This window comes from Phreatobacter sp. (assembly GCF_022843985.1).
Lineage (GTDB): Bacteria > Pseudomonadota > Alphaproteobacteria > Rhizobiales > Phreatobacteraceae > Phreatobacter.
This window is the reverse complement of sequence record NZ_JALHMP010000001.1, coordinates 180,054-204,644: the sequence shown is the minus strand read 5'-3', so window position 1 is coordinate 204,644 and position 24,591 is coordinate 180,054. Positions and strand designations below refer to the sequence as shown.

General features: G+C 66.2%; 20 protein-coding genes and 2 tRNA genes. 17 read left to right on the top strand and 5 right to left on the bottom strand.

What is annotated here, in order from left to right; genetic code table 11:
* Nucleotides 1-110: 110 nt before the first annotated feature.
* Both Q0C57_RS01035 and Q0C57_RS01030 read left to right on the top strand, forming a co-directional pair.
* Complete coding sequence (locus Q0C57_RS01035) at nt 111-1,358, top strand: flavin-dependent oxidoreductase (RefSeq protein WP_296570815.1); 1,248 nt, start codon at nt 111-113, stop codon at nt 1,356-1,358.
* A 47-nt stretch (nt 1,359-1,405) separates the two neighbouring features.
* Nucleotides 1,406-2,308: a DMT family transporter gene (locus tag Q0C57_RS01030; protein WP_296570814.1), complete on the top strand. Its 903-nt coding sequence runs from the start codon at nt 1,406-1,408 to the stop codon at nt 2,306-2,308.
* Here the strand turns inward: Q0C57_RS01030 and Q0C57_RS01025 are convergent, their stop codons facing one another.
* Nucleotides 2,309-2,764 (bottom strand): cupin domain-containing protein, encoded by a 456-nt coding sequence (locus Q0C57_RS01025; protein WP_296570813.1) that lies wholly within the window; start codon nt 2,762-2,764, stop codon nt 2,309-2,311.
* 192 nt (nt 2,765-2,956) lie between these two features.
* Between Q0C57_RS01025 and Q0C57_RS01020 the strand changes: the two genes are divergently transcribed.
* Complete coding sequence (locus Q0C57_RS01020; protein WP_296570811.1) at nt 2,957-3,637, top strand: DUF2848 domain-containing protein; 681 nt, start codon at nt 2,957-2,959, stop codon at nt 3,635-3,637.
* 84 nt (nt 3,638-3,721) lie between these two features.
* Here Q0C57_RS01020 and hmgA read toward each other — a convergent pair whose 3' ends face one another.
* Entirely contained in the window at nt 3,722-5,086 is a 1,365-nt protein-coding gene (gene hmgA, locus Q0C57_RS01015; protein WP_296570809.1) for a homogentisate 1,2-dioxygenase, read from the bottom strand.
* Between the two features lie 93 nt (nt 5,087-5,179).
* Nucleotides 5,180-6,403, bottom strand: coding sequence for an MFS transporter (locus Q0C57_RS01010; RefSeq protein ID WP_296570807.1), 1,224 nt, complete (start codon nt 6,401-6,403; stop codon nt 5,180-5,182).
* Nucleotides 6,404-6,553: 150 nt separating this feature from the next.
* Here Q0C57_RS01010 and Q0C57_RS01005 point away from each other — a divergent pair.
* Nucleotides 6,554-6,627 (top strand) — tRNA-Gly (locus tag Q0C57_RS01005).
* Between the two features lie 52 nt (nt 6,628-6,679).
* On the opposite strand, the gene cysG is transcribed toward Q0C57_RS01005, so the two are convergent.
* Entirely contained in the window at nt 6,680-8,146 is a 1,467-nt protein-coding gene (cysG, locus tag Q0C57_RS01000) for a siroheme synthase CysG (RefSeq protein WP_296570804.1), read from the bottom strand.
* An 86-nt stretch (nt 8,147-8,232) separates the two neighbouring features.
* Between cysG and Q0C57_RS00995 the strand changes: the two genes are divergently transcribed.
* The 11 genes from Q0C57_RS00995 (at nt 8,233) to rpoC (ending at nt 22,409) form a co-directional block, all read left to right on the top strand.
* Entirely contained in the window at nt 8,233-8,424 is a 192-nt protein-coding gene (locus Q0C57_RS00995; RefSeq protein WP_296570801.1) for a hypothetical protein, read from the top strand.
* Between the two features lie 76 nt (nt 8,425-8,500).
* Nucleotides 8,501-9,691 carry an elongation factor Tu gene (gene tuf / locus Q0C57_RS00990; protein ID WP_296570776.1) on the top strand — a complete coding sequence of 397 codons (1,191 nt, stop codon included), beginning with the start codon at nt 8,501-8,503 and terminating at the stop codon, nt 9,689-9,691.
* Nucleotides 9,692-9,741: 50 nt separating this feature from the next.
* Nucleotides 9,742-9,817, top strand: a tRNA-Trp gene (locus tag Q0C57_RS00985).
* Nucleotides 9,818-10,034: 217 nt separating this feature from the next.
* Nucleotides 10,035-10,232 carry a preprotein translocase subunit SecE gene (gene secE / locus Q0C57_RS00980; RefSeq protein ID WP_296570798.1) on the top strand — a complete coding sequence of 66 codons (198 nt, stop codon included), beginning with the start codon at nt 10,035-10,037 and terminating at the stop codon, nt 10,230-10,232.
* A gap of 12 nt (nt 10,233-10,244) precedes the next feature.
* On the top strand, nt 10,245-10,775 hold the full coding sequence (gene nusG / locus Q0C57_RS00975) for a transcription termination/antitermination protein NusG (protein ID WP_296570796.1): 531 nt from the start codon (nt 10,245-10,247) through the stop codon (nt 10,773-10,775).
* Between the two features lie 185 nt (nt 10,776-10,960).
* Nucleotides 10,961-11,389, top strand: coding sequence for a 50S ribosomal protein L11 (gene rplK, locus Q0C57_RS00970; RefSeq protein WP_296570793.1), 429 nt, complete (start codon nt 10,961-10,963; stop codon nt 11,387-11,389).
* 3 nt (nt 11,390-11,392) lie between these two features.
* Nucleotides 11,393-12,085 carry a 50S ribosomal protein L1 gene (rplA, locus tag Q0C57_RS00965; RefSeq protein ID WP_296570792.1) on the top strand — a complete coding sequence of 231 codons (693 nt, stop codon included), beginning with the start codon at nt 11,393-11,395 and terminating at the stop codon, nt 12,083-12,085.
* A 630-nt stretch (nt 12,086-12,715) separates the two neighbouring features.
* Complete coding sequence (gene rplJ, locus Q0C57_RS00960; protein WP_296570790.1) at nt 12,716-13,234, top strand: 50S ribosomal protein L10; 519 nt, start codon at nt 12,716-12,718, stop codon at nt 13,232-13,234.
* A gap of 48 nt (nt 13,235-13,282) precedes the next feature.
* A complete protein-coding gene (gene rplL, locus Q0C57_RS00955; protein ID WP_296570788.1) occupies nt 13,283-13,660 on the top strand; it encodes a 50S ribosomal protein L7/L12 in 378 nt (125 codons plus the stop codon).
* A gap of 284 nt (nt 13,661-13,944) precedes the next feature.
* Nucleotides 13,945-18,075, top strand: coding sequence for a DNA-directed RNA polymerase subunit beta (gene rpoB / locus Q0C57_RS00950; protein WP_296570786.1), 4,131 nt, complete (start codon nt 13,945-13,947; stop codon nt 18,073-18,075).
* Between the two features lie 131 nt (nt 18,076-18,206).
* Nucleotides 18,207-22,409, top strand: a complete 4,203-nt coding sequence (gene rpoC, locus Q0C57_RS00945; RefSeq protein WP_296570782.1) for a DNA-directed RNA polymerase subunit beta' — start codon at nt 18,207-18,209, stop codon at nt 22,407-22,409.
* Between the two features lie 218 nt (nt 22,410-22,627).
* Here rpoC and Q0C57_RS00940 read toward each other — a convergent pair whose 3' ends face one another.
* Nucleotides 22,628-23,014 carry a hypothetical protein gene (locus tag Q0C57_RS00940; RefSeq protein ID WP_296570781.1) on the bottom strand — a complete coding sequence of 129 codons (387 nt, stop codon included), beginning with the start codon at nt 23,012-23,014 and terminating at the stop codon, nt 22,628-22,630.
* A 624-nt stretch (nt 23,015-23,638) separates the two neighbouring features.
* Between Q0C57_RS00940 and rpsL the strand changes: the two genes are divergently transcribed.
* Together rpsL and rpsG are read left to right on the top strand one after the other, a co-directional pair.
* A complete protein-coding gene (rpsL, locus tag Q0C57_RS00935; RefSeq protein WP_038312203.1) occupies nt 23,639-24,010 on the top strand; it encodes a 30S ribosomal protein S12 in 372 nt (123 codons plus the stop codon).
* An 87-nt stretch (nt 24,011-24,097) separates the two neighbouring features.
* Nucleotides 24,098-24,568, top strand: coding sequence for a 30S ribosomal protein S7 (rpsG, locus tag Q0C57_RS00930; protein ID WP_296570779.1), 471 nt, complete (start codon nt 24,098-24,100; stop codon nt 24,566-24,568).
* Nucleotides 24,569-24,591 lie beyond the last annotated feature (23 nt).

The following is a 24,591-nucleotide window of genomic DNA, read 5'->3' as shown; positions in this document are numbered from 1 at the left end:
CGCCGCAGGGCCGCCGCAACGGGGCGGGAAGCGCCGCTGGCCTTGCCTCTCCGACCGGCCCAAGCCATGATCCCGGCTCGTCTTTTCGCCTTCGCGTCGGGGAGTGTTCCATGAAGGCCATCATTGTCGGCGGCGGTGTCGGGGGACTGACCACCGCCCTCATGCTCGCCGCGCGCGGCATCGGCTGCGAGGTCTATGAACAGGCGCCCGAGGTCCGCGAGCTCGGCGTCGGCATCAACACGCTGCCCCACGCGATCAAGGAACTGGCCGGGCTCGGCCTGCTGCCGCGCCTTGACGACGTCGCCATCCGCACCCACGAGCTGATCTATACCAACCGCTTCGGCCAGGAGATCTGGCGCGAGCCGCGCGGGATCGAGGCCGGCTTCGACGTGCCGCAATTCTCCATCCACCGCGGCCGCCTGCAGACCGTCATCTACCAGGCGGTCCGGGCGCGGCTCGGCGAGAGCCGCATCTTCACTGGCCACCGCCTCGGCGCCTGGAAACAGGACGACAGCGGCGTCACCGCCTGGTTCTTCGACCGCGATGGCCGCCATGTCCGCACGGCGCATGGCGACGTGCTGATCGGCGCCGACGGCATCCATTCCACCGTGCGCCGCTCGCTCTTCCCCAACGAAGGCCCGCCGGCGTGGAACGGCATCATGCTCTGGCGCGGCGCGCTGGACTGGCCGGACTTCCTCACCGGCCGTTCCATGGTGATCGCCGGCGGCATGAGCGCCAAGCTGGTGATCTATCCGATCGCCGAGGGCCTCGCGCCCGGTCGAAAGCTGACCAACTGGGCTATCGCCGCCAAGATCGGCGAGAACAACGCGACGCCGCCGCGCCGCGAGGACTGGTCGCGTCCTGGCCGGTTTGAGGACATCATGCCCTATCTCAAGCGCTTCTCGCTGCCCTATCTCGACGCGCAGCGCATGATCGAGGCGACGCCGGAATTCTGGGAATATCCCATGTGCGACCGCGATGCGCTGCCGCGCTGGAGCCATGGCCGCGTCACGCTGCTCGGCGATGCCGCCCACCCCATGTATCCCGTCGGCTCCAACGGCGCCTCGCAGGCCATCCTCGATGCCCGCTGCCTCGCCGACCTCCTGGTCGCGGCCGAGCATCCCGTCCAGGCGCTCTGGGCCTATGAGTGCGCGCGCCTGCCCCCGACCGCCGAGATCGTCCGCATGAACCGCAAGGGCGGCCCCGAGGGCGTCATCGATGCGGTCGAGGAGCGGGCGCCCGATGGCTTCACCGACATCGAGACGGTCCTGTCCTTCGAGGAGCGCAAGGCCATCGTGCGCGGCTATGCCTCGACGGCTGGCTTCTCGCAGGACAAGGTCAACCGCAAGGCGGCCTGACATTCCGCGATAGTGTCGGGGGCGCCGTGCTCCCGGACGGACCCTGCATGATCGCCAATGCCCGCATGCGCGAGGCCGCACTCCTGCTTCTCGGCTGCGGTCTCTGTCTCGGCGCGACCTTCCCCCTGCAGAAGCTGGCGGCGGCCGCGGGCGTCCAGCCCGCCTCCTGGGTCTTCGTATCGACCTTCGGGGCCAGCATCCTGCTCACCATCGGCGCCGTCCTGGCCGGCCGGCCGCCCTCGACCCGCCACCGGGTCTATTACCTCGTCGCCGCGCTCGTTTCCTTCGTCGTCCCCAATCTCGTCGTCTTCGTGGTGATCCCCAGGATCGGCGCCGGCCTGACCGGCGTCATGTTCGCCCTGTCGCCGATCCTGACGCTGACCGTCGCCTCGCTCGTCGCCCGGCGCCGGCCCGGCCTGCTCGGCGTCGTCGGCATTGCCGTCGGCCTCGCCGGCGTCCTGGTCATCATCGCCTCCCGCGGCGATGGCGGCGGCGCAGACGCCTCGTTGCTCTGGGTCCTGCTCGGCCTCTGCATCCCCGTCTGCCTCGCCTCCGGCAATGTCTACCGGTCGCACAACTGGCCCGAAGGTGCCGATCCCCTGGCGCTGGCCTCGGCCATCAACATCGTCGCGACCGGGGTGCTTCTGGCGGCGGTCTTCGCCAGCGGAGAGGGGCTGGCCGGAATCGGCGGGGTCTTCGCCGTGCCGGCGCTGATCGCCGCGCAGGTGGTGGCGACGGGCGCCAACCTCGCCATGTTCTTCCGCCTGCAGCAGGTCGGCGGGCCGGTCTATCTCAGCCAGGTCGGCTATGCAGCCGCGGCGGTGGGGCTTGTCGCCGGCACATTCATCCTCGGCGAAAGCTATGCGCCCGCCACATGGGCGGGCGCGGTCGTGGTCGTCGCCGGTGTCGCCCTCGTCACCTATGCGCAGGCGCGGGCGCAGCGCGCCTGATCAGGCGCCGGGCGGCGGCGGCAGGAACACCACCTCGTGCTTGGCGGAGAGCGCCACCACGGCGTCCGGATTCTGCTCGGGCATGGAATGGATGCCCCAGAACAGATCGTAGAGCTTGCGCGTCGGCGCGACCCAGAAGAAGCACTTCACCGGCTGGTCGGTCTTGTTGAAGATCCCGTGGGCGAGGCCCATGGGCAGCCGGATGAGATCGCCGGTGGTCGCGACGAATTCCTTTCCTTCCAGCACGAGATCGAAGCGACCCTCGAGCATGTAGATGAACTCGTCCTGGGTCGGATGGATGTGCGGCGGCACGAAGGTGCCGGGCGGGAAGGTGGCATGCCAGGACATCGAGGTCTCGCTGACCTGCTTGGGCACGTAGGTCTGGCCGAGAATGTTCCAGACGATCCCGTCCATCCCGGTTCCGGCCTTGGTGATGCCGGCGCTCATCGGCTGCATTGTCGTGTCCCTTCTGAAAGACGTCGGCGCGGATCAAACCGCATGACCCCGGCGACGGCAACCGCCGCCCGTCGTTAAGCTTAGCGGGCCTGCCTTGCAGTCCTGCGACGGGCGCAGCGCGTGGGGAGGCATGGCGGCGCGGCCCGTCTCGCGCTATCGGTCGTTGACGCCCGTTCGAGGACATCTCCCGCCATGCTGACCTTCACCCGCCATGCCGCCGGCCGCTCAGACCGCATCTCCATCGAACTCGAGACGCTGGTCGTCGCCGGCTGGGCCGGACGCGACGAGGCGGCGATCCAGCACCACATCCACGAACTCGCCGCCATCGGCGTGCCGCCGCCCTCGTCCGTGCCGGTCTTCTACCGGGGTGCCGCAGCACTGGTGACGCAGAGCCGGCGCGTCGAGGTGCTGGGGCCGGATTCCTCCGGCGAGATCGAGCCGGTCATCCTGTCGCTGGCCGACGGGCTCTGGGTGACGGTCGGCTCGGACCATACCGATCGCAAGGCGGAGACCTACGGCATCGCCCTGTCGAAGCAGATGTGCGCCAAGCCGGTCGGCACCATCCTGTGGAAATACGAGGAGGTCGCGCCGCACTGGGACGATCTGTTGCTGCGTGCCCATGCGGTGATCGGCGGCGAGCGCGTGCTCTACCAGGAAGGCCGGCTCGCCCAGCTGCGTCCGCCCGCCGACCTGATCGGCAAATGGACCGGCCGGGACACGCTGCTGCCCGCCACCCTGATGTTCGGCGGCACGCTGGGGGCCATCGGCGGCATCCGCCCGGCGGCGCGCTTCGAGATGGAACTGATCGATCCCGTCCTCAAGCGCACCATCGCCCATGCCTATGACATCGTCGACCTGCCCGTCGTCAGCTGAGGGGAAGGGCCGCGGCCTGATCCGCCATGTCCGGGCGTATCCCGGGCATGGCGTGCAGTCCCACGGCCGATCGTCACCGGCGCGTCACTTCGGCTCCTTGCGGGTCGGGTCGAAGTGCTTCTTCAGGTCCTTCCAGCAGTCCGTGTAGTTCGGCTGCAGCGTCGACAATTCGCTCGCCCAGCGCGTCACCCGCTGCGGGAAGCGTGTCTCGAACATGAAGGCCATGGTGCCCGTGAGCTTGGTCGGCTTGAGCTCGGCATTGCTCGCATGTTCGAAGGCGGGCGTGTCCGGACCATGCGGCAGCATGCAATTGTGCAGGCTCATGCCGCCGGGCACGAAGCCCTCCGGCTTGGCGTCGTAGACGCCGTAGATGAGCCCCATGAACTCGCTCATCAGGTTGCGGTGATACCAGGGCGGGCGGAACGTGTTCTCGCCGACCATCCAGCGCTCGGGGAAGATGACGAAGTCGATATTCGCCGTGCCCGGCGTCTCCGAGGGCGCCGTCATCACCGTGAAGATCGACGGGTCGGCATGGTCGAACAGGATCGGCCCGACCGGCGAGAAATGCCGCAGGTCATATTTGTAGGGATAGTAGTTGCCGTGCCAGGCGACGACGTCGAGCGGCGACTGGCCAATGGACGCGGCATAGAGCTCGCCGCCCCATTTGGCATAGAGGGTCGATGGCTCCTCGCGGTCTTCGTAGGCGGCGACCGGGGTGAGGAAGTCGCGGGAATTGGCGAGGCAATTGGCGCCGATCGGCCCGCGGTCGGGCACCGTGAAGGCGCCGCCATAATTCTCGCAGACATAGGCCCGGGCCGGGCCGTCGACGAGCTCGACCTTGAACACGACGCCGCGCGGGATGATGCAGATCTCGCCCGGCTCGATCTCGATGACACCGAACTCCGTGCGGAAGCGCAGCCGGTTCTCCTGGGCGACAACGAGGAACTCGCCGTCGGCGTTGAACATGTACTCGTTGGTCATCGAGCGGTTGATGACCAGCACATGGGCCGCCATGCCGACCTGCGTGTCGGAATCGCCCGCCGTTGTCACCGTCCACAGGCCGTTGACGAAGGTCACGGGTTCGGCGGGGATCGGGGTCGGGTCCCAGCGCAACTGGTTGATCGGCAGGTCGCTCTCGCCGCGGGCCTCCGGCGCGGTGCGCAGCAGGCCCCTGTCGACCTTCCGGTAGCGTCCCGAATGTTTCACCGAGGGGTGGATGCGGTAGAGCCACGAGCGCTGGTTGGTGGCCTGCGGCGCCGTGAACGGCGAGCCGGAGAGCTGTTCGGCATAGAGGCCGTAATTGCACTTCTGTGGCGAGTTCCGCCCGATCGGCAGGGCGCCGGGCAGGGCCTCGGTCTCGAACGAATTGCCGAATCCCGACATGTACTGGAGCGTGCCGCCGCCGCGGCCGTCGGTGGGCACGAAGCCCGTCACATATTGCAGGGTCATGGCGTCCTCCGGTTCTTATCGTCGCTCCTGTTTAGTTGCATCCGCAACTATCGTCAAACGCGAAGCCCGTTCCGGTTTCGCGCGGGAGCGGATTCAGCCGTTGGTGTCGTGACGGAAGCGGCGCTCCAGCATGACCATGGTGCCGAGCGCGACGAGTGCGGCACCGAAGGACATCAGCAGGGTCGGCGTCGGACCCCAGTGACGCATGACGAAGGCATAGACGATCGGGGCGCTGGCAAAGACGAGGTTCTGCGGCAGGCTGAGCCAGCCGTTCATCGTCGCATAGGTTTCCCGCCCGAAAAGGGCGAGCGGCGCGACGCTGCGCACGACGGTCATGGCGCCGGCCGAGATGCCGTAGCCGATCACGAAGCCAACGCAGAGGATGGCGGAGCCGGGGCTGATGACCGGCAGCACGACGGCCACCGGCATCACGGCGGCCGTCACTACTCCGACGGCGAGGATGCCGGTCGTCCGTCCGAAAACAACCTCCGCCAGCCGCGAGATCACCTGGGCCGGGCCCATCAGGCTGCCGGCGAAGATGGCGAAGGCCACGGTGTGACCATAAGCCTTGAGGATCTCGATGACCTGCAGCGGCAGTCCCCAGGTGACGAATCCCTGGAGCGAAAAGGCGATGGCCATCAGGATGAAGGCCGAACGGCGTCGCTCCGCATTGAGCGGCAGAGCGGCCGGTCTCCGCGACAGGTGCGACCGTACCGGTTCCTCTTCGTCGCGCGGCGCCAGGAAGATCACGTGAATGGGAGCGCAGACGACAAGGTGCAGGGCGGCGAAGACCAGGCACATGGTGCGCCAGCCGATGGTGGCGTCGAGAAAGGCGGTCAGCGGCCAGAAGACCGTGGAGGCGAAACCGCCGAGCAGCATCAGCATCCCGATGGCTTGCCGGGCGTTCGGGCCGGCGAGTTGCGCCATCGCTGCCGCGGCCGCCTGGGTCAGCGCCAGCGGCGTACCGATTCCGATCAGGATCCAGGCCAGCACATAGCCGGCGAGCCCCTGTGACACCGACAGGATGGCCATGGCGAGCGCGAGGCAGACCGAGCCGGCCGCCATGGCCCAGCGTGTCCCGCCGCCATCGATGATCCGGCCGAAGCGCGGTCCGACCGCGGCACTGACGAGAAGCATGATGGTGATGCCGCCGAAAACCGCCTCGGAGGAGATGGCGAGATCGCGGATGAGCGGCCCGACCAACACGGCCGGCAGCCAGAATGTCGTGCCCCAGCCGATCATCTGCGTCAGCGCCAGGGGCGTGGCGAGCAGGAGCAGATGGGCGCTGACGGGCCTCGGGCGGACGGGTTCATGCATGAAGGAGATCGGGTGCCGCGCGCGTCGACGGTTGAGCGGAGGGGACGGTCATGAAGCCGGCAACGGAGCACCGCCGCAAGCGATCTGCGCGCACGGCAGACCGGCGCCTCTTGATCGGGGCGCGCAAATGTGGTCACTCGCGCTTCCGGCGCGGGTATAGCTCAATGGTAGAGCAGCAGCCTTCCAAGCTGAATACGCGGGTTCGATTCCCGCTACCCGCTCCATTCGCCTGCCATCAGCAGCCGCCTGCCATGCGCCGCCCTTGCCGGAACGCCGTCACGCCTGCATGTCGATCCCGGCGACGGGCAGATCCGCCGTGGCATTCGCGAGACCGCGGACCGCTTCGCCGACGATGACGAGGACGGGGAGGGCGGCCGGAAGGCCTTCCACCAGGTCGGGCAGATCGGCAATCGCAGCGGTGACATGCACCTCTTCGGCACGTGTCGCTGAGGCGATGGCGAGCGCCGGCGTCGACCGGGCGAGGCCCGAGTCGAGGGCCCTTGCGGCGAAGCGGCGCAGCGTGTGCCGCGGCATGTAGATCACGGTGGTCGCGGCCGGGTCGGCGACGGCCGTCCAGTTGATCGAATCAGGCAGTTCCCCCTTGCGACTGTGGCCGGTGACGAATTGCAGCCGCTGGGCGAAATCGCGATCGGTGAGGGACAGGCCGAGCGAGGCCGCGGCGCCCTGCGCGGCAGTGATGCCCGGAATGATGGAAAGCTGGATGCCGGCGCTCCGGCACGCCGCCATCTCCTCGTTGGCGCGGCCGAAAATGGCGGGGTCACCGCTCTTCAGCCGCACGACCGTCTGGCCGTCGCGGGCGAGCTGGATCATCAGCGCGTTGATGTCGGCCTGGCTGACCGAGGGACCATGGCCGACCTTGCCGACCGCGACCCGCCGCGCCTCCCGCCGGGCCAGTTCCAGCACCTCCGGCGTCACCAGGTTGTCGTAGAGGATGACGTCTGCCGATTGCAGCGCGCGCAGCGCCTTGAGGGTGAGGTGGTCGGGGTCGCCGGGCCCCGCGCCGACCAGCAGCACCCGGCCGCGGCGCGGCGCCGCCTCGAGCCGGTCGAGATCGGCCATCAGCGCATCACGGTCGGCTTCGCCCGGCGGCCGGTCCGGATCGGCGAGGGCGCGGTCGGTGAAGCGCTGCCAGAAGGCGCGGCGGAGGGCGAAGGGCGCCTCGCGCGCCTGCACGCGCGCGCGCCAGTCGCGCGCCGCCTGCGCCCACGCCTGCAGGCCCGGGGGCAGGAGCGCCTCGATACGCGCACGGATGGCCTGGCCGAAGACGGGCGCCGCGCCGTCCGTGGAGATGGCGACGAGCAGCGGCGAGCGGTTGACGAGCGCGCCGAACTGGGCATCGCAGAAGGCCGGGCGGTCGACGATATTGACGACGGCGCCCGCGGCATGGGCCGCCGCAACGAAGGCTGCGGCCTCCGCGTCCGAACTGACATCGGCGACGGCGAGGGCGGCCTCGTCGAGATCGGCCGGGATCCAGCGCCGGCCATGGACATTGACCGTACCGCCTTCGGCCGCGGCCAGGTCGCCGAACCGCGCCGCGTCATCCGGAGCAAAGACGTGGAGGTCGGCGCCGGTCGCCGCCAGCAGCTCGGCCTTCCATGCCGCGCCGTCGCTGTCGCCGGCCAGCACCACCCGGCGCCCCCGCAGCTTGTGGAACAGCGGAAGGGTCGCGATGGCGCCGATACGGGGGGGCCTGGTGCCGCGGGGCGCGGCGGGCGCGGTCATGGCGGGTCCGTGGCGGTGGAAGGGCATGGGAGCCGGTCTGCGGCCTTGCGGGACGCGGACGGCAGCGAGGCGATAGAGCGACCGGCGTGGCCGGCGCGACGATCTTGAAGAGGCGGCCGCCGCGACGCAAGCACGGCGCCGGCGCGACCGGGATCGCCATCATCGCCTTCCTGATCAACTGCTTGGGCGCGGCGGCACGCGCTGCCGAAGGCTTGCGGCCGCCTGTCGGCGCTTCGCCCGCGCGCCATGTCGCGGCGGTGCTGCCAATTTGCACTTGAACAGCGCCGCGAAAACCCGTAACCGACCGCCCACCGCGGGCACGCCCGTATTTTGGCAGCCGAAGGACCACGACCGATGGCCAAGGAAAAGTTCAACCGGAATAAGCCGCACTGCAACATCGGCACGATTGGTCACGTTGACCACGGCAAGACGTCGCTGACGGCGGCGATCACGAAGGTCCTTGCCGAGTCTGGCGGCGCGACGTTCACGGCCTATGACATGATCGACAAGGCGCCGGAGGAGAAGGCGCGCGGCATCACGATCTCGACGGCGCATGTGGAGTATGAGACGGCGAACCGTCACTACGCCCACGTCGACTGCCCGGGCCACGCCGACTACGTGAAGAACATGATCACCGGCGCGGCGCAGATGGACGGCGCGATCCTGGTGGTTTCGGCGGCTGACGGTCCGATGCCGCAGACGCGCGAGCACATCCTTCTGGCCCGCCAGGTCGGCGTTCCCGCGCTGGTGGTGTTCATGAACAAGGTGGATCTTGTCGACGACGCCGAGCTTCTCGAGCTTGTCGAGATGGAGATCCGCGAGCTTCTGTCGAAGTACGAGTTCCCTGGCGACGACATCCCGATCACCAAGGGTTCGGCCAAGGCGGCTCTGGACAATGTCAATCCGGAGATCGGCCATGACGCCGTTCTGGCGCTGATGGCCACCGTCGACAGCTACATCCCGCAGCCGGAGCGTCCGGTTGACATGCCGTTCCTGATGCCGGTCGAGGACGTGTTCTCGATCTCGGGCCGCGGCACGGTGGTGACCGGCCGCGTTGAGCGCGGCATCGTGAAGGTGGGCGAGGAAATCGAGATCGTCGGCATCCGCGACACGCAGAAGACGATCGTCACGGGCGTCGAGATGTTCCGCAAGCTGCTGGACCAGGGCCAGGCTGGCGACAATATCGGTGCGCTGCTGCGCGGCACGAAGCGCGAGGACGTCGAGCGCGGCCAGGTTCTGTGCAAGCCGGGTTCGGTGAAGCCGCACACGAAGTTCAAGGCCGAGGCCTATATCCTGACGAAGGAGGAGGGCGGCCGCCACACGCCGTTCTTCACCAACTACCGTCCTCAGTTCTACTTCCGCACCACCGACGTGACGGGCATCGTCACCCTTCCCGAGGGGACGGAGATGGTGATGCCGGGCGACAACATCGCCATGACAGTGAGCCTGATCGTGCCGATCGCCATGGAGGAGAAGCTGCGCTTCGCCATCCGTGAAGGCGGCCGCACCGTCGGCGCCGGCGTCGTCGCCGCCATCATCGAGTGATCAATGATTGATCGGACGGCCGGGGCGGACTATATCCTCGGCTCTCCTCTAGGGGTTTAGCTCAGCTGGTAGAGCGGCGGTCTCCAAAACCGCAGGTCGTGGGTTCGAATCCCCCAGCCCCTGCCAATTTCGACAAGGCCCGGTGCGGCAAGCGCCGGGCCTTTCTCGTTGCAGCCCCTGGCCGGCTTTCCTTGACGACCCGTCCCGTTTCGGGTAGCAGACGCCACTCCCTGCCGGCCCGGTGACGGACATCCGGCGGGACGCGTTTCCTTTTTCCGGGCCGACGCGCCGGCTTTCACCCTCATGGGTGGGAGCGGTGTGCGGCCCTGTCCGGATTCTCACCATGGCGAAACCCAATCCTGTCGAATTCATGCAGCAGGTCCGCCAGGAGGCCAACAAGGTCACCTGGCCCACGCGCAAGGAGGTCGGCATCTCCTCGATCATGGTTGTGATCTTCATGATCGTCTCGGCGATCTTCTTTTTCATCGCCGATACGGTGATCCGTTGGGGCGTGCAGACGCTCCTTTCGCTCGGCAGCTGAGGGAGCCCGTCCGTGGCGAAGCAGTGGTACGTGGTCCACGCCTATTCGAATTTCGAGAACAAGGTGGCCGAGGCGATTCGTGAGGGTGCGGCCCAGCGCGGCCTGTCGGAACTGTTCGAGGACATTCTGGTGCCGAAGGAGCGCGTCACCGAGGTGCGACGCGGCCGCAAGATCGACACCGAGCGCAAGTTCTTCCCCGGTTATGTCCTGGTGAAGATGGACATGACCGATCAGGCCTATCACCTGATCAAGAACACCCCGAAGGTCACCGGCTTCCTCGGTGCCGACAAGAAGCCCATGCCGATCCCCGAGGCCGAGGCGATGCGCATCGCCCAGCAGGTCCAGGAGGGCGTTGACCGTCCCAAGACGACGATCACCTTCGAGGTCGGCGAGAAGGTCCGTGTCAACGACGGTCCCTTCGCCTCCTTCGAGGGCTTCATCGAGGAGGTCGACGACGGCCGCGCCCGCGTCAAGGTCGCCGTCTCGATCTTCGGCCGGCCGACGCCGGTGGAGCTGGAATTCAGTCAGGTCGACAAGCTCTGACCTGAACGTGCCGCCGGCCATCGGCCGGCAGCGACAACCGCCGCCCCCTGGGGCTGGCGGCGGAGGGGCGGTTCGCCGGTCCTCCTTCACCCGTGGGAGGCGAGGAGCGGCGGTTCGCCATCCGCTTCGAACCCGACCACGAAACCCAACCGGCCGCCCGATACAGGGCGCGTCAGGAGGACATCATGGCGAAGAAAATCGTCGGATTCATCAAGCTGCAGGTGCCGGCCGGGGCCGCTAACCCCGCCCCGCCCATCGGTCCCGCTCTCGGTCAGCGCGGCCTCAACATCATGGAATTCTGCAAGGCCTTCAACGCGAAGACCCAGCAGATGGAGAAGGGGATGCCGATTCCGGTCGTCATCACCGCCTACCAGGACCGCTCCTTCACCTTCGAGATGAAGCAGCCGCCTGTCACCTATTGGGTGAAGAAGGCCGCCAAGATCGACAAGGGCCACACGACCCCCGGCAAGGGCTTTATCGGCAAGATCACGCGCGGCCAGATCGCCGAGATCGCCAAGGTGAAGATGGTCGACATGAACTGCGACACGGTCGAATCGGCTGCGTCGATGATCGAAGGCTCGGCCCGGTCCATGGGCCTTGAGGTGGTGGGGTAAGCCATGAGCGGAAAGCGCTATCGTAAGACCCTCGAGGGCATCGACGCCGCCAAGACCTATGCGCTCGACGACGCCGTGAAGCTCGTCAAGGAGCGTGCCACGGCCAAGTTCGACGAGACCATCGAGATCGCCATGAATCTCGGTGTCGACCCGCGCCACGCCGACCAGATGGTCCGCGGCGTCTGCAACCTGCCGAACGGCTCCGGCCGGACCCTGCGGGTTGCCGTCTTCGCCCGCGGCGCCAAGGCCGATGAGGCCAAGGCGGCAGGCGCCGACATCGTCGGTGCCGAAGACCTTCTGGAAATCGTCCAGGGCGGCAAGATCGATTTCGATCGCTGCATCGCCACGCCGGACATGATGGGCCTGGTCGGCCGCCTCGGTAAGGTGCTGGGCCCGCGTGGCCTGATGCCGAACCCGAAGGTCGGCACGGTGACCATGGACGTGAAGTCGGCCGTGGCCGCCTCCAAGGGCGGTGCCGTCGAGTTCCGGGTCGAGAAGGCCGGCATCATCCACTCCGCCGTCGGCAAGGTCTCGTTCGAGCCCGGCAAGCTGGTGGAGAACATCAAGGCCTTCGCCGACGCCGTCGTGAAGGCCCGGCCGACCGGCGCCAAGGGAACCTATGTGCAGAAGATCGCGATCTCCTCGACCATGGGCCCCGGCGTGAAGGTCGATCCGTCGAGCGTGCTCAACGCCTGATGCCGACAGGGCGCGCACGCATTGCGCGTGCGCCTCCTTCCGTCGTGTGTCTGGGATGCAGCCCTGCATGCCAGGGAGGACCGGCCAAAAAAATGGCCTGCCCCCCTTGGCAACTGGAACAGCCTTTGCTAGACGACGCCGGCTGGGGTGTGGGCAACCACGCCCTCATTGCGTTTGGCCCAAGGATCGCGATTCGCCGTTTTTCGGAGGCGCGGTCGACACAGGAGACGCCGGGAGCGGTTCCCGGACCCTGATCAGGAGTCCGCAAGAGTTTTTTGTGAAGAGCTTCCGCGCAGGGAAACCCGCGCGGCAAGGCCGGTGGAGTTGTCCCACGAGGGTCCGAGGACCCGGGATCGCGAGACCGGATCGTCCTGTCCGAGACTGCAGGCGAGGGGTTACCCCCTCTTAATCGCCAAAGCCTGCACAGACGGGTGAAGACCATTTCACCGGCGGCAACGCCGAGGGAAGGGTTCGAACTCAAGGCACCTCGGCCGAGGGATTTCATCCCGCGGTGTTCCAGAGGGGACAGGGCCGAACGTCGATCGTTCGGAGGCCGGCTCGCCGGCGCCGATGATCGGCAGGTGCAACCCGGGGCTCTCCGCGAGGAGGCCCCGACCAGAGAGAGCAAACGTGGATCGCACGGAAAAGAAGGAGCTGGTCGGCACGCTCAACGAGGTCTTCAAGACCTCCGGCGTCGTCGTCGTCGCTCACTATTCCGGCCTCACGGTCGCGCAGATGCAGGACCTTCGTCGCAGGATGAAGGCCCAGGGCGCGTCAGTGAAGGTCACCAAGAACCGCCTCGCCAGGATCGCTCTCGAAGGCACGGACGTCGCGTCCATCGGAGCCCTGCTGAAGGGCCCCACGATTCTGGCCATCAGCCAGGATCCGGTCGCGGCACCGAAGGTCGCCTCGGAATTCGCCAAGCTGCATGACAAGTTTGTCATCCTTGGCGGCGCCATGGGGACGACCGCTCTGAACCCGGACGGTGTGAAGGCACTCGCCACACTGCCGTCGCTCGACGAACTGCGCGCCAAGCTCGTGGGCCTCATCCAGGCTCCCGCGACCAAGCTCGCCCAGCTCTCGACCGCGCCCGCTGCAAAGCTCGCGCGCGTGTTCACTGCTTATGCCGACCGAGACAAGGCCGCGTGAGGCACCTCTCACCCAACCCGGTTCGAACCGTTCAAAAGGAAAATGCAAATGGCTGATCTCGCCAAAATCGTTGACGAACTGTCGTCGCTCACCGTTCTCGAGGCCGCCGAGCTCGCGAAGATGCTCGAAGAGAAGTGGGGCGTCTCCGCCGCCGCCGCCGTGGCCGTCGCCGCTGGCCCGGGTGCCGGCGCCGCCGCTGCCCCGGTCGAGGAGCAGACCGAGTTCACCGTGATGCTTGCCGCCGCCGGCGACAAGAAGATCGAGGTGATCAAGGAAGTCCGCGCCATCACCGGCCTCGGCCTGAAGGAAGCCAAGGACCTCGTCGAGGGTGCTCCGAAGGCCGTCAAGGAAGGCGTCAGCAAGGATGAGGCCGAGAAGCTGAAGAAGCAGCTCGAGGCCGCCGGCGCCAAGGTCGAACTGAAGTGATCAGGCTCCGCGCGGGCGGTCTTCGGGCCGCCCGTGCGGGCTTATCCGCCCCGGGTGACCGGAGCGGGACCGCCGTCAGGCGGGCGTGCATTCGCATGCGGGGCTTCACGGCACCGCGAGGATAACAGGGGTTGTCAGCGTTTGACCGGACGGTCCAGGGTCGCCTATCGACCCGCCTGTGGACCGTCCGGTCAGGCGTCTGCGACGGGAGCGGCTTCATCAAGCCCGCCCGTCGCTGGAACCAGGGCCGCCGCCGACGCCTGGCGGCCCAAGCGAGAGGCGACATGGCTCAGACTTTCACCGGCCGCAAAAGGTTCCGCAAGTTCTTCGGCAAGATCAGGGAAGTCGCGACGATGCCGAACCTCATCGAGGTTCAGAAGTCGTCCTATGACCAGTTCCTGATGGTCGACGAGCCCAAGGGCGGACGCTCCGACGAGGGGCTGCAGGCCGTGTTCAAATCGGTGTTTCCGATCACCGATTTCTCCGGCAGCGCCATGCTGGAGTTCGTGAAATACGAGTTCGAGCCGCCGAAATACGATGTCGACGAGTGCCGTCAGCGCGGCATGACCTTCGCCGCTCCGCTCAAGGTGACGCTGCGCCTCATCGTGTTCGATGTGGACGCCGATACCGGCGCGAAGTCCGTCAAGGACATCAAGGAGCAGGACGTCTACATGGGCGACATCCCGCTCATGACCTCGAACGGCACCTTCATCGTCAACGGCACCGAGCGCGTCATCGTCTCGCAGATGCACCGCTCGCCCGGCGTGTTCTTCGACCACGACAAGGGCAAGACCCATTCCTCGGGCAAGCTGCTTTTCGCCGCCCGCATCATCCCCTATCGCGGTTCCTGGCTCGACATCGAGTTCGACGCCAAGGACATCGTCTATGCGCGCATCGACCGCCGCCGCAAGATTCCGGTCACGAGCCTGCTCTATGCCCTCGGCATGGGCTCCGAGGACATCCTGGCGACCTTCTACAACCACATTCTGGTGACGAAGGACAAGAAGGACGGCTGGCGCGTGCCTTACGACGCCGCCCGCATGCGCGGCTTCAAGGCCGCCAATGACATGATCGACGCCGATACCGGCGAGGTCGTGCTGGAGGCCGGCAAGAAGCTCTCGGTCCGCGAGGCCAAGAAGCTCGCCGAGAAGGGCCTGAAGGCGCTCCGCCTGTCGACCGAGGAACTGGCGGGTCGCTACCTCGCCGAGGACATGGTCAACATGAAGACCGGTGAGATCTATGCCGAGGCCGGCGAGGAGATCACCGAGAAGATGCTGAAGATGCTGGTGGCGGAGGGCTACGAAGCCCTGCCGACGCTCGACATCGACCACATCACCATCGGCGCCTATATCCGCAACACGCTCGCCGCCGACAAGAACATGACGCGCGAGGACTCGCTGTTCGACATCTACCGTGTCATGCGCCCCGGCGAGCCGCCGACGGTCGAGACCGCGGAGGCGATGTTCCACTCGCTGTTCTTCGACAGCGAGCGCTACGACCTGTCCGCCGTCGGCCGCGTGAAGATGAACATGCGCCTTGACCTCACCGCCGAGGACACCGTGCGCATCCTCCGCAAGGATGACATCCTCGCCGTGGTCCGGACGCTGGTCGAACTGCGCGACGGCAAGGGCGAGATCGACGACATCGACCACCTCGGCAACCGCCGTGTGCGCTCGGTCGGCGAGCTCATGGAGAACCAGTACCGCGTCGGCCTGCTGCGCATGGAGCGCGCCATCAAGGAGCGCATGAGCTCGGTCGAGATCGACACGGTCATGCCGCAGGATCTGATCAACGCCAAGCCGGCCGCCGCCGCCGTGCGCGAGTTCTTCGGATCCTCGCAGCTGTCGCAGTTCATGGACCAGACCAACCCGCTGTCCGAGATCACCCACAAGCGCCGTCTCTCGGCGCTTGGACCGGGCGGCCTGTCGCGTGAGCGCGCCGGCTTCGAGGTGCGCGACGTGCACCCGACGCATTACGGCCGTATCTGTCCGATCGAGACGCCCGAAGGCCCGAATATCGGCCTGATCAACTCGCTGGCCACTTTCGCCCGCGTCAACAAGTACGGCTTCATCGAGACGCCCTACCGCAAGGTCCGCGACGGTCGGGTCACCGACGAGGTGATCTATCTGTCGGCCATGGAGGAAGGGAAGTACTCCGTCGCCCAGGCCAACGCGCCGATCGACGAGAGCGGCAAGTTCATGGAAGACCTCGTCATCTGCCGTCAGGCGGGTGAGACGCTGCTGCTGCCCGTGGACCGCGTCGACTTCATGGACGTGTCGCCGAAGCAGCTCGTGTCGGTCGCAGCCGCGCTCATCCCGTTCCTCGAGAATGACGACGCCAACCGCGCGCTGATGGGCTCGAACATGCAGCGCCAGGCTGTGCCTCTGGTGAAGGCCGATGCGCCCTTCGTCGGCACCGGCATGGAATCGGTCGTCGCCCGTGACTCCGGCGCCGCCATCGCCGCCCGCCGCACCGGCGTGGTCGATCAGGTGGACGCCACCCGTATCGTCATCCGCGCCACCGAGGATCTCGATCCGACCAAGTCGGGCGTCGACATTTACCGCCTGATGAAGTTCCAGCGCTCCAACCAGTCGACCTGCATCAACCAGCGTCCGCTGGTGCGCGTCGGCGACATCGTCAAGAAGGGCGAGATCCTGGCCGACGGCCCCTCGACCGATCTCGGCGATCTGGCACTCGGCCGCAACGTCCTCGTCGCCTTCATGCCGTGGAACGGCTACAACTTCGAGGATTCCATCCTGCTCTCCGAGCGGATCGTGAAGGAAGACGTCTTCACCTCGATCCATATCGAGGAGTTCGAGGTCTCCGCCCGCGACACCAAGCTCGGTCCGGAGGAGATCACGCGCGATATTCCCAACGTGTCGGAAGAAGCGCTGAAGAACCTCGACGAGGCCGGCATCGTCTATATCGGCGCGGAAGTGCAGGCGGGTGACATCCTCGTCGGCAAGATCACGCCGAAGGGCGAGAGCCCGATGACGCCGGAGGAGAAGCTCCTGCGCGCCATCTTCGGCGAGAAGGCTTCCGACGTGCGCGACACCTCGCTGCGCGTGCCCCCGGGGGTCACCGGCACCATCGTCGAGGTCCGCGTCTTCAACCGTCACGGCGTCGACAAGGACGAGCGTGCCATGGCGATCGAGCGCGAGGAGATCGAGCGTCTCGCCAAGGACCGCGACGACGAGCAGGCCATTCTCGACCGCAACGTCTACGGCCGCCTGGCCGAGGTTCTCGACGGCAAAACCGGCATTTCGGGCCCCAAGGCGTTCAAGAAGGACACGGTCCTCACCCGTGACCTGCTGGCCGAGTATCCGCGCGGCCAGTGGTGGGCCTTTGGCGTCGCCGACGACGCCCTGATGGCCGAGATCGAGGCGATGCGGAAGCAGTACGACGAGTCGAAGCGCCGCCTCGAGCAGCGCTTCCTGGACAAGGTCGAGAAGCTGCAGCGTGGCGACGAACTGCCGCCGGGCGTGATGAAGATGGTCAAGGTCTTCATTGCCGTGAAGCGCAAGATCCAGCCGGGCGACAAGATGGCCGGCCGTCACGGCAACAAGGGCGTCGTGTCCCGCATCGTGCCGATCGAGGACATGCCGTTCCTCGAGGACGGCACCCATGCGGACATCGTGCTCAACCCGCTGGGCGTGCCCAGCCGCATGAATGTCGGCCAGATCCTGGAGACTCATCTGGGCTGGGCCGCCGCCGGCCTCGGCAAGATGGTCGGCCAGGCCTATGACGCCTACATGAAGTCGAAGAACGTGAAGCCGCTGAAGGAGGCCTTCACCAGGATCTATGGCAGTGACCCGCAGATCGGCGCGCTCGACGAGGACAACCTGGTGGAACTCGCCCGCAACACGCGGCGCGGCGTCCATTTCGCGACCCCCGTCTTCGACGGCGCGAAGGAGGCCGATATCGAGACCATGCTGTCCATGGCCGGCCTGAACAATTCCGGTCAGGTGACGCTGTTCGACGGCAAGACGGGCGAGCAGTTCGATCGCCAGGTCACCGTCGGCTACATCTACATGCTGAAGCTGCACCACCTCGTTGACGACAAGATCCACGCGCGGTCCATCGGTCCCTACTCGCTCGTCACCCAGCAGCCCCTGGGTGGCAAGGCGCAGTTCGGCGGCCAGCGCTTCGGCGAGATGGAGGTCTGGGCCCTCGAGGCCTACGGTGCCGCCTACACGCTGCAGGAAATGCTCACGGTGAAGTCGGACGACGTGGCCGGCCGCACCAAGGTCTACGAGGCGATCGTCCGCGGCGACGACACCTTCGAGGCTGGCATTCCCGAGAGCTTCAACGTGCTGGTCAAGGAAATGCGCTCGCTCGGCCTCAATGTCGAACTGGCGACCTCCAAGCCCGTGCGCACCGACAACGACGACGTGGGACAGCAGGCCGCCGAGTAAGGCGTTCGTGCCTGCTTAGGGGATCGGGTCCGTCCGCTCCCCCGACGTTCCACCTGACGACGCTTTCATCGGCCGGGAATTGTATTCCGGCCCCGAACTTCCCCCCGGGACACCGGGCTTAGGAGACGGCGATGAACCAAGAGATCGCAAATCTCTTCAATCCGACCACGCAGCCGGCCACGTTCGATCAGATCAAGATCTCGATCGCGAGCCCGGAGAAGATTCTGTCCTGGTCCTTCGGCGAGATCAAAAAGCCGGAGACCATCAACTACCGCACGTTCAAGCCTGAGCGTGACGGCCTGTTCTGCGCGCGGATCTTCGGCCCCATCAAGGACTACGAGTGCTTGTGCGGCAAGTACAAGCGCATGAAGTACAAGGGCATCATCTGCGAGAAGTGCGGCGTCGAGGTCACCCTTTCGCGCGTCCGTCGCGAGCGCATGGGCCATATCGAGCTTGCCGCTCCGGTTGCCCATATCTGGTTCCTGAAGTCGCTGCCGAGCCGCATTGGCCTCCTTCTCGACATGCCGCTCAAGGACCTCGAGCGCATCCTCTATTTCGAATATTACTGCGTCATCGAGCCGGGTCTGACCTCCCTGAAGGAGCGTCAGCTCCTGTCCGAAGAGGAGTACATCAAGGCGCAGGACGAGTTCGGTGACGACTCGTTCACTGCCCTGATCGGCGCCGAGGCGATCCGCGAGCTGCTGCGCGGCCTCGACCTCGAGAAGCTGGCGGCCGATACCCGCAAGGAGATCTCCGAGGCGACCACCGAGCTGAAGCCCAAGAAGCTCGCCAAGCGCCTGAAGATCATCGAGGCCTTCATCCAGTCCGGCAACAAGCCGGAATGGATGATCCTGACCGTCGTTCCGGTCATCCCGCCGGACCTGCGTCCGCTGGTGCCGCTGGATGGCGGCCGCTTCGCAACGTCCGACCTCAACGACCTCTACCGCCGCGTCATCAACCGCAACAACCGCCTGAAGCGGCTGATCGAGCTGCGTGCTCCCGACATCATCATCCGCAACGAGAAGCGCATGCTTCAAGAAGCGGTCGATGCGCTGTTTGACAACGGCCGCCGCGGCCGCGTCATCACCGGCGCCAACAAGCGTCCGCTGAAGTCGCTCGCCGACATGCTGAAGGGCAAGCAGGGTCGCTTCCGCCAGAACCTGCTCGGCAAGCGCGTCGACTATTCCGGCCGTTCGGTCATCGTCGTCGGTCCGGAAATGAAGCTGCACCAGTGCGGTCTGCCGAAGAAGATGGCGCTCGAGCTGTTCAAGCCCTTCATCTACGCCCGTCTCGATGCCAAGGGCCTGTCGGCCACCGTCAAGCAGGCGAAGAAGCTGGTCGAGAAGGAGCGTCCCGAAGTCTGGGACATCCTTGACGAGGTCATCCGCGAACATCCGGTGCTGCTCAACCGCGCCCCGACGCTCCACCGCCTCGGCATCCAGGCCTTCGAGCCGGTGCTGATCGAGGGCAAGGCGATCCAGCTGCATCCGCTCGTCTGCTCGGCCTTCAACGCCGACTTCGACGGTGACCAGATGGCCGTGCACGTGCCCCTGTCGCTTGAGGCGCAGCTGGAAGCGCGCGTCCTCATGATGTCGACCAACAACATTCTGCATCCGGCCAACGGCGCGCCGATCATCGTGCCCTCGCAGGACATCGTTCTCGGCCTCTATTACGTGTCGCTGATGTCCGACGGCATGCCCGGTCAGGGCAAAGCCTTCGCCAATATCGGCGAACTCGAGCATGCGCTGGCCAACAAGGTCGTCACGCTCCACACCAAGATCAAGTACCGCTGGGAAGGCCTCGATGCGGACGGCAACCATGTCCGCCGCATGTACGAGACCACGCCCGGCCGCGTCCTGCTCGGCCAGCTCCTGCCGAAGTCGCCCAAGGTTCCCTTCGACGCAGCCAACAAGCTGATGACGAAGAAGGAGATCTCGGCGATGATCGACACCGTCTACCGCTTCTGCGGCCAGAAGGAGTCGGTGATCTTCTGCGACCGGATCATGGCGCTGGGCTTCTACCACGCCTACAAGGCCGGCATTTCCTTCGGCAAGGACGACATGGTCGTCCCGGACAACAAGTGGCCGATCGTCGAGGAGACGCGGACGCTCACCAAGGACTACGAGCAGCAGTATCTCGACGGCCTCATCACCTATGGCGAGAAGTACAACAAGGTCGTCGACGCCTGGGCCAAGTGCTCGGACCGTCTGGCCCAGGAGATGATGGGACGCATCTCCTCGGTGAAGAAGGACGAGAACGGTCGCGACAAGCCGATCAACTCGATCTACATGATGTCGCATTCGGGTGCGCGTGGTTCGCCGACCCAGATGCGCCAGCTTGCCGCCATGCGCGGCCTGATGGCAAAGCCCTCGGGCGAGATCATCGAGACGCCGATCATCTCGAACTTCAAGGAAGGTCTGTCCGTGATGGAGTACTTCAACTCCACCCACGGCGCCCGCAAGGGTCTGGCCGACACCGCCCTGAAGACGGCCAACTCCGGCTACCTGACGCGCCGTCTCGTCGACGTGGCCCAGGACTGCATCATCACGGAGCGTGACTGCCATACCGAAAAGGGTATCGGCATGCGCGCCATCGTCGATGCGGGCCAGGTCGTGGCGACGCTCGGCCAGCGCATCCTTGGCCGTTCGGCCGCCGTCACCGTCACCGACCCGTCCTCGGGCAAGGTGCTGGTCGAGGCCGGTGCCATGATCCTCGAGAAGGACGTGGAGGCGATCGCCGCCGCCGGCATCCAGGAGGTGAAGATCCGCTCGGTGCTCACCTGCGAGACCAAGGTCGGCGTCTGCGGCCAGTGCTATGGCCGAGACCTCGCCCGCGGCACGCCCGTCAATATCGGCGAAGCGGTCGGTGTCATCGCGGCGCAGTCCATCGGCGAGCCGGGTACCCAGCTCACCATGCGCACCTTCCACATTGGCGGCGCTGCCCAGGTCGTCGACACCTCGTTCATCGAGGCGACCTTCGAAGGCACGATCAAGATCCGCAACCGTTCGATCGTGAAGAACTCGGACGGCGAACTCATCGCGATGGGCCGCAACATGGCCGTCATCATCGCCGATGCGGACGGCACCGAGCGCGCGACGCACCGTATCCAGTACGGCGCCAAGCTGCGTGTGGACGAGGGGACGAAGGTCAAGCGCGGCCAGCGCATCGCCGAGTGGGATCCCTACACCCGCCCGATCATCTCGGAAATCGACGGCGTATTGGGCTTCGAGGATCTGGTCGACGGCCAGTCCCTCGCGGAAACCACCGACGAGGCCACCGGCTTCACCAAGCGTGTCGTCACCGACTGGCGCACCTCGACCCGTTCGGCCGACCTCAAGCCGTCGCTCGTCATCCGCGACTCCAACGGCAAGCTTCAGAAGCTGCCGCGTGGGACGGATGCCCGCTACGCGCTTGCGGTGGATGCGGTCATCAGCTTCGAGCCGGGTGCGCAGATCCATGCCGGCGACGTCATCGCCCGTATCCCGCTGGAAAGCGCCAAGACCCGCGACATCACCGGCGGTCTGCCGCGCGTCGCCGAACTCTTCGAGGCGCGCCGTCCGAAGGATGCCGCGATCATCGCCGAGATCTCCGGCGTCGTGCGCTTCGGCAAGGACTACAAGCAGAAGCGTCGCCTGACGATCGAGCCTTTCGAGGCCGATGCCGAGACGGCCGAGTACCTGATCCCGAAGGGCAAGCATATCCACCTTCAGGACGGCGACGAGGTGCAGAAGGGCGACTTCATCGTCGACGGCAATCCGGCGCCGCACGACATCCTGGCGATCAAGGGCGTGGAGGAGCTTGCCGCTTACCTCGTCAACGAGATCCAGGAGGTCTACCGGCTCCAGGGCGTCGTCATCAACGACAAGCACATCGAGGTCATCGTCCGCCAGATGCTCCAGAAGGTCGAGATTACCGATCCCGGTGACACCGATCTCATCCAGGGTGACCAGGTCGACGCCTCCGAGATGGAAGAGGCGAACCTCGCCATGGCGGACGACAAGAACAAGCGGCCGGCTACCGGCACGCCGGTTCTGCTCGGCATCACCAAGGCCTCGCTGCAGACGCGGTCCTTCATCTCCGCGGCCTCCTTCCAGGAGACCACGCGCGTGCTCACCGAAGCCGCCGTCAACGGCAAGTCGGACACGCTCGAGGGCCTCAAGGAGAACGTCATCGTCGGCCGCCTCATCCCGGCGGGCACCGGTGCCATGATCAGCCGTATCCGCGAGATCGCGCTGAAGCGCGACGATCTCATCCTCGACGAGAAGCAAAAGGCTGCGGGGACGCCGGCCGGTGCTCCCGCCGAGGTGGCCGTGATCGAGGCGCCGCAGCCCTGATGCGGGGCGAGGGCAGGGGGCCTACCCCCTGCCTGTCCTGGACATACGAAAAGGGCCGCCCGAAAGGCGGCCCTTTTGCTTGCGGGGACGGGGCCGCTCAGGGCGGTGCAATCCCCGACATCGACGACCATCCCATGCGCCAGCGGCCGTGATCCGGCCCCGAAACGCAAAAGGCCGCCCGTCCGGGCGGCCTTGCGGCAGGGAAGAGCCTGGCCGTGTCAGTTGACGCGGCAGGACCCCGTCGAGGTGCAGACGAGGTTGGTGGTCTGGCACAGGTTGACGCCGCGGCGCTCAACGGTGCGCTCGTTGGCGAAGACGACCTTCATGTCGTACTGGCAATAGCCGCGCGAGCGCTGGCGCGGGGTCGGAACCACCCGGAGCGAGTCGCCGGGCTCGACCACGTTCTGCCCGAGACGGTCGTCGCCCCAGCCACGGGTGTCGACGTCGGTCATGTAGAACTCGCGGATCGTAACGCCGGAACGGTTGACGATGTTGATCCAGCGCTGCTGACCGTCACGGTCGGTCTGCGCCTGGGCCGGCAGACCGAAGGCGCCGACGAGAGTGGCAGCGGCGATGGCTGCGAATGCGACGTTCCTGAACGCCATGGTCTTCATCCTTTTCATCTTGGGCTGCACAAATGCACCCAGTTCACGTCAGATCACTACAACAGTGTGAAACGTTCAGGTTGCCCCCGGTCCGACAGATGCCCCCCCGAGTCACATCGTCTGCGATACTCCGATTCCCGGTCAGACTGGCAAGGGGACGGCGGTGCAGGTGACGGTCCCGCGGTGCCGGATCATGACTTAAGCGCCCGATAATGACGGATCATGCCGGGTGTGGACGGGAATGTTTCTGTCGCATTGCGCGGGACCCGCGAAACATGTGGTCTTTGCAGAACCGGATAGGCTGTCGTGCTTGACGGGGCTCGACTCAGCGTGTATTGCCACCCGACTTTCCGATGAAGGTCGGTTGCACACGCGGTCCTGGGAACGGCTTCAAGCCGGTTCCGACCGAGGCTAACCGAGACCGCATCGCCTGACGTCAGTCAGATCGAAACGCACGATCGCCCGCCCGCAAGGACTGGCGATCCTCTGTTTTCGCCGGGCGCAGTTTGTCTTTCGGGGCAAACCGAGCGCCCGGTTGCCTGTTCCGCCAACGGGACAGGCGCAGCAAGGCTTTACACGAGATCCGGGCGACCGGGCCTCAATGGTTCAAGGACAAGGCCGCCGATGCCGACAGTCAACCAGCTGATCCGCAAGCCGCGTCAGCCGCGCACCTACCGCGAGAAGTCCCGCCATATGGAGGGCTGCCCGCAGAAGCGTGGCGTGTGCACGCGTGTCTACACGACGACCCCGAAGAAGCCGAACTCGGCGCTCCGCAAGGTTGCCAAGGTGCGACTGACCAACGGCTTCGAGGTCATCGGCTACATTCCGGGTGAGGGGCACAACCTCCAGGAGCACTCCGTGGTCATGATCCGTGGCGGTCGCGTCAAGGATCTTCCCGGCGTGCGCTACCACATCCTGCGCGGCGTTCTCGACACGCAGGGCGTCAAGAACCGCAAGCAGCGCCGTTCCAAGTACGGCGCCAAGCGGCCGAAGTAAGAATTGTTTCCACCGGCCGCTCCTGGCCGAGGCGCGTAGGCGCCGGGTTGGAGCGGACGGTGGCTTTCAGGATCAACGGAGAGAGCGATGTCTCGTCGTCACCGGGCCGAAAAGCGGGAAGTCATTCCGGACGCGAAGTACGGCAATGTCGTGCTGGCCAAGTTCATGAATTCGGTCATGTACGAAGGGAAGAAGTCCGTAGCCGAGCAGATCGTCTACGGCGCCTTCGACCAGATTGAATCCAAGGCGAAGCAGGAGCCCCTCACGGTGTTCCAGTCTGCCTTGGAGAACGTCATGCCGGCCATCGAGGTTCGGTCGCGCCGCGTCGGCGGTGCCACCTATCAGGTCCCGGTCGAGGTTCGTCCCGAGCGTCGCCAGGCCCTGGCGATCCGCTGGCTCATCCAGGCGGCGCGGTCGCGCAACGACAAGACCATGGTCGACAAGCTTTCGTCCGAGCTCATGGACGCCGCCAACAACCGCGGCAACGCGGTCAAGAAGCGCGAAGACACCCATAAGATGGCCGAAGCCAACCGCGCCTTCTCGCATTACCGCTGGTAACGAACTGTCACGGTTCATCCGGA

Bases quoted from the DNA above. Each gene is read 5' to 3' on its own strand.
- Q0C57_RS01035 (WP_296570815.1), top strand. From the start codon at position 111: ATGAAGGCCATCATTGTCGGCGGCGGTGTCGGGGGACTGACCACCGCC.
- Q0C57_RS01030 (WP_296570814.1), top strand. From the start codon at position 1,406: ATGATCGCCAATGCCCGCATGCGCGAGGCCGCACTCCTGCTTCTCGGC.
- Q0C57_RS01025 (WP_296570813.1), bottom strand. From the start codon at position 2,764: ATGCAGCCGATGAGCGCCGGCATCACCAAGGCCGGAACCGGGATGGAC.
- Q0C57_RS01020 (WP_296570811.1), top strand. From the start codon at position 2,957: ATGCTGACCTTCACCCGCCATGCCGCCGGCCGCTCAGACCGCATCTCC.
- hmgA (WP_296570809.1), bottom strand. From the start codon at position 5,086: ATGACCCTGCAATATGTGACGGGCTTCGTGCCCACCGACGGCCGCGGC.
- Q0C57_RS01010 (WP_296570807.1), bottom strand. From the start codon at position 6,403: ATGCATGAACCCGTCCGCCCGAGGCCCGTCAGCGCCCATCTGCTCCTG.
- cysG (WP_296570804.1), bottom strand. From the start codon at position 8,146: ATGACCGCGCCCGCCGCGCCCCGCGGCACCAGGCCCCCCCGTATCGGC.
- tuf (WP_296570776.1), top strand. From the start codon at position 8,501: ATGGCCAAGGAAAAGTTCAACCGGAATAAGCCGCACTGCAACATCGGC.
- secE (WP_296570798.1), top strand. From the start codon at position 10,035: ATGGCGAAACCCAATCCTGTCGAATTCATGCAGCAGGTCCGCCAGGAG.
- rplK (WP_296570793.1), top strand. From the start codon at position 10,961: ATGGCGAAGAAAATCGTCGGATTCATCAAGCTGCAGGTGCCGGCCGGG.
- rplA (WP_296570792.1), top strand. From the start codon at position 11,393: ATGAGCGGAAAGCGCTATCGTAAGACCCTCGAGGGCATCGACGCCGCC.
- rplL (WP_296570788.1), top strand. From the start codon at position 13,283: ATGGCTGATCTCGCCAAAATCGTTGACGAACTGTCGTCGCTCACCGTT.
- rpoB (WP_296570786.1), top strand. From the start codon at position 13,945: ATGGCTCAGACTTTCACCGGCCGCAAAAGGTTCCGCAAGTTCTTCGGC.
- rpoC (WP_296570782.1), top strand. From the start codon at position 18,207: ATGAACCAAGAGATCGCAAATCTCTTCAATCCGACCACGCAGCCGGCC.
- Q0C57_RS00940 (WP_296570781.1), bottom strand. From the start codon at position 23,014: ATGGCGTTCAGGAACGTCGCATTCGCAGCCATCGCCGCTGCCACTCTC.
- rpsL (WP_038312203.1), top strand. From the start codon at position 23,639: ATGCCGACAGTCAACCAGCTGATCCGCAAGCCGCGTCAGCCGCGCACC.
- rpsG (WP_296570779.1), top strand. From the start codon at position 24,098: ATGTCTCGTCGTCACCGGGCCGAAAAGCGGGAAGTCATTCCGGACGCG.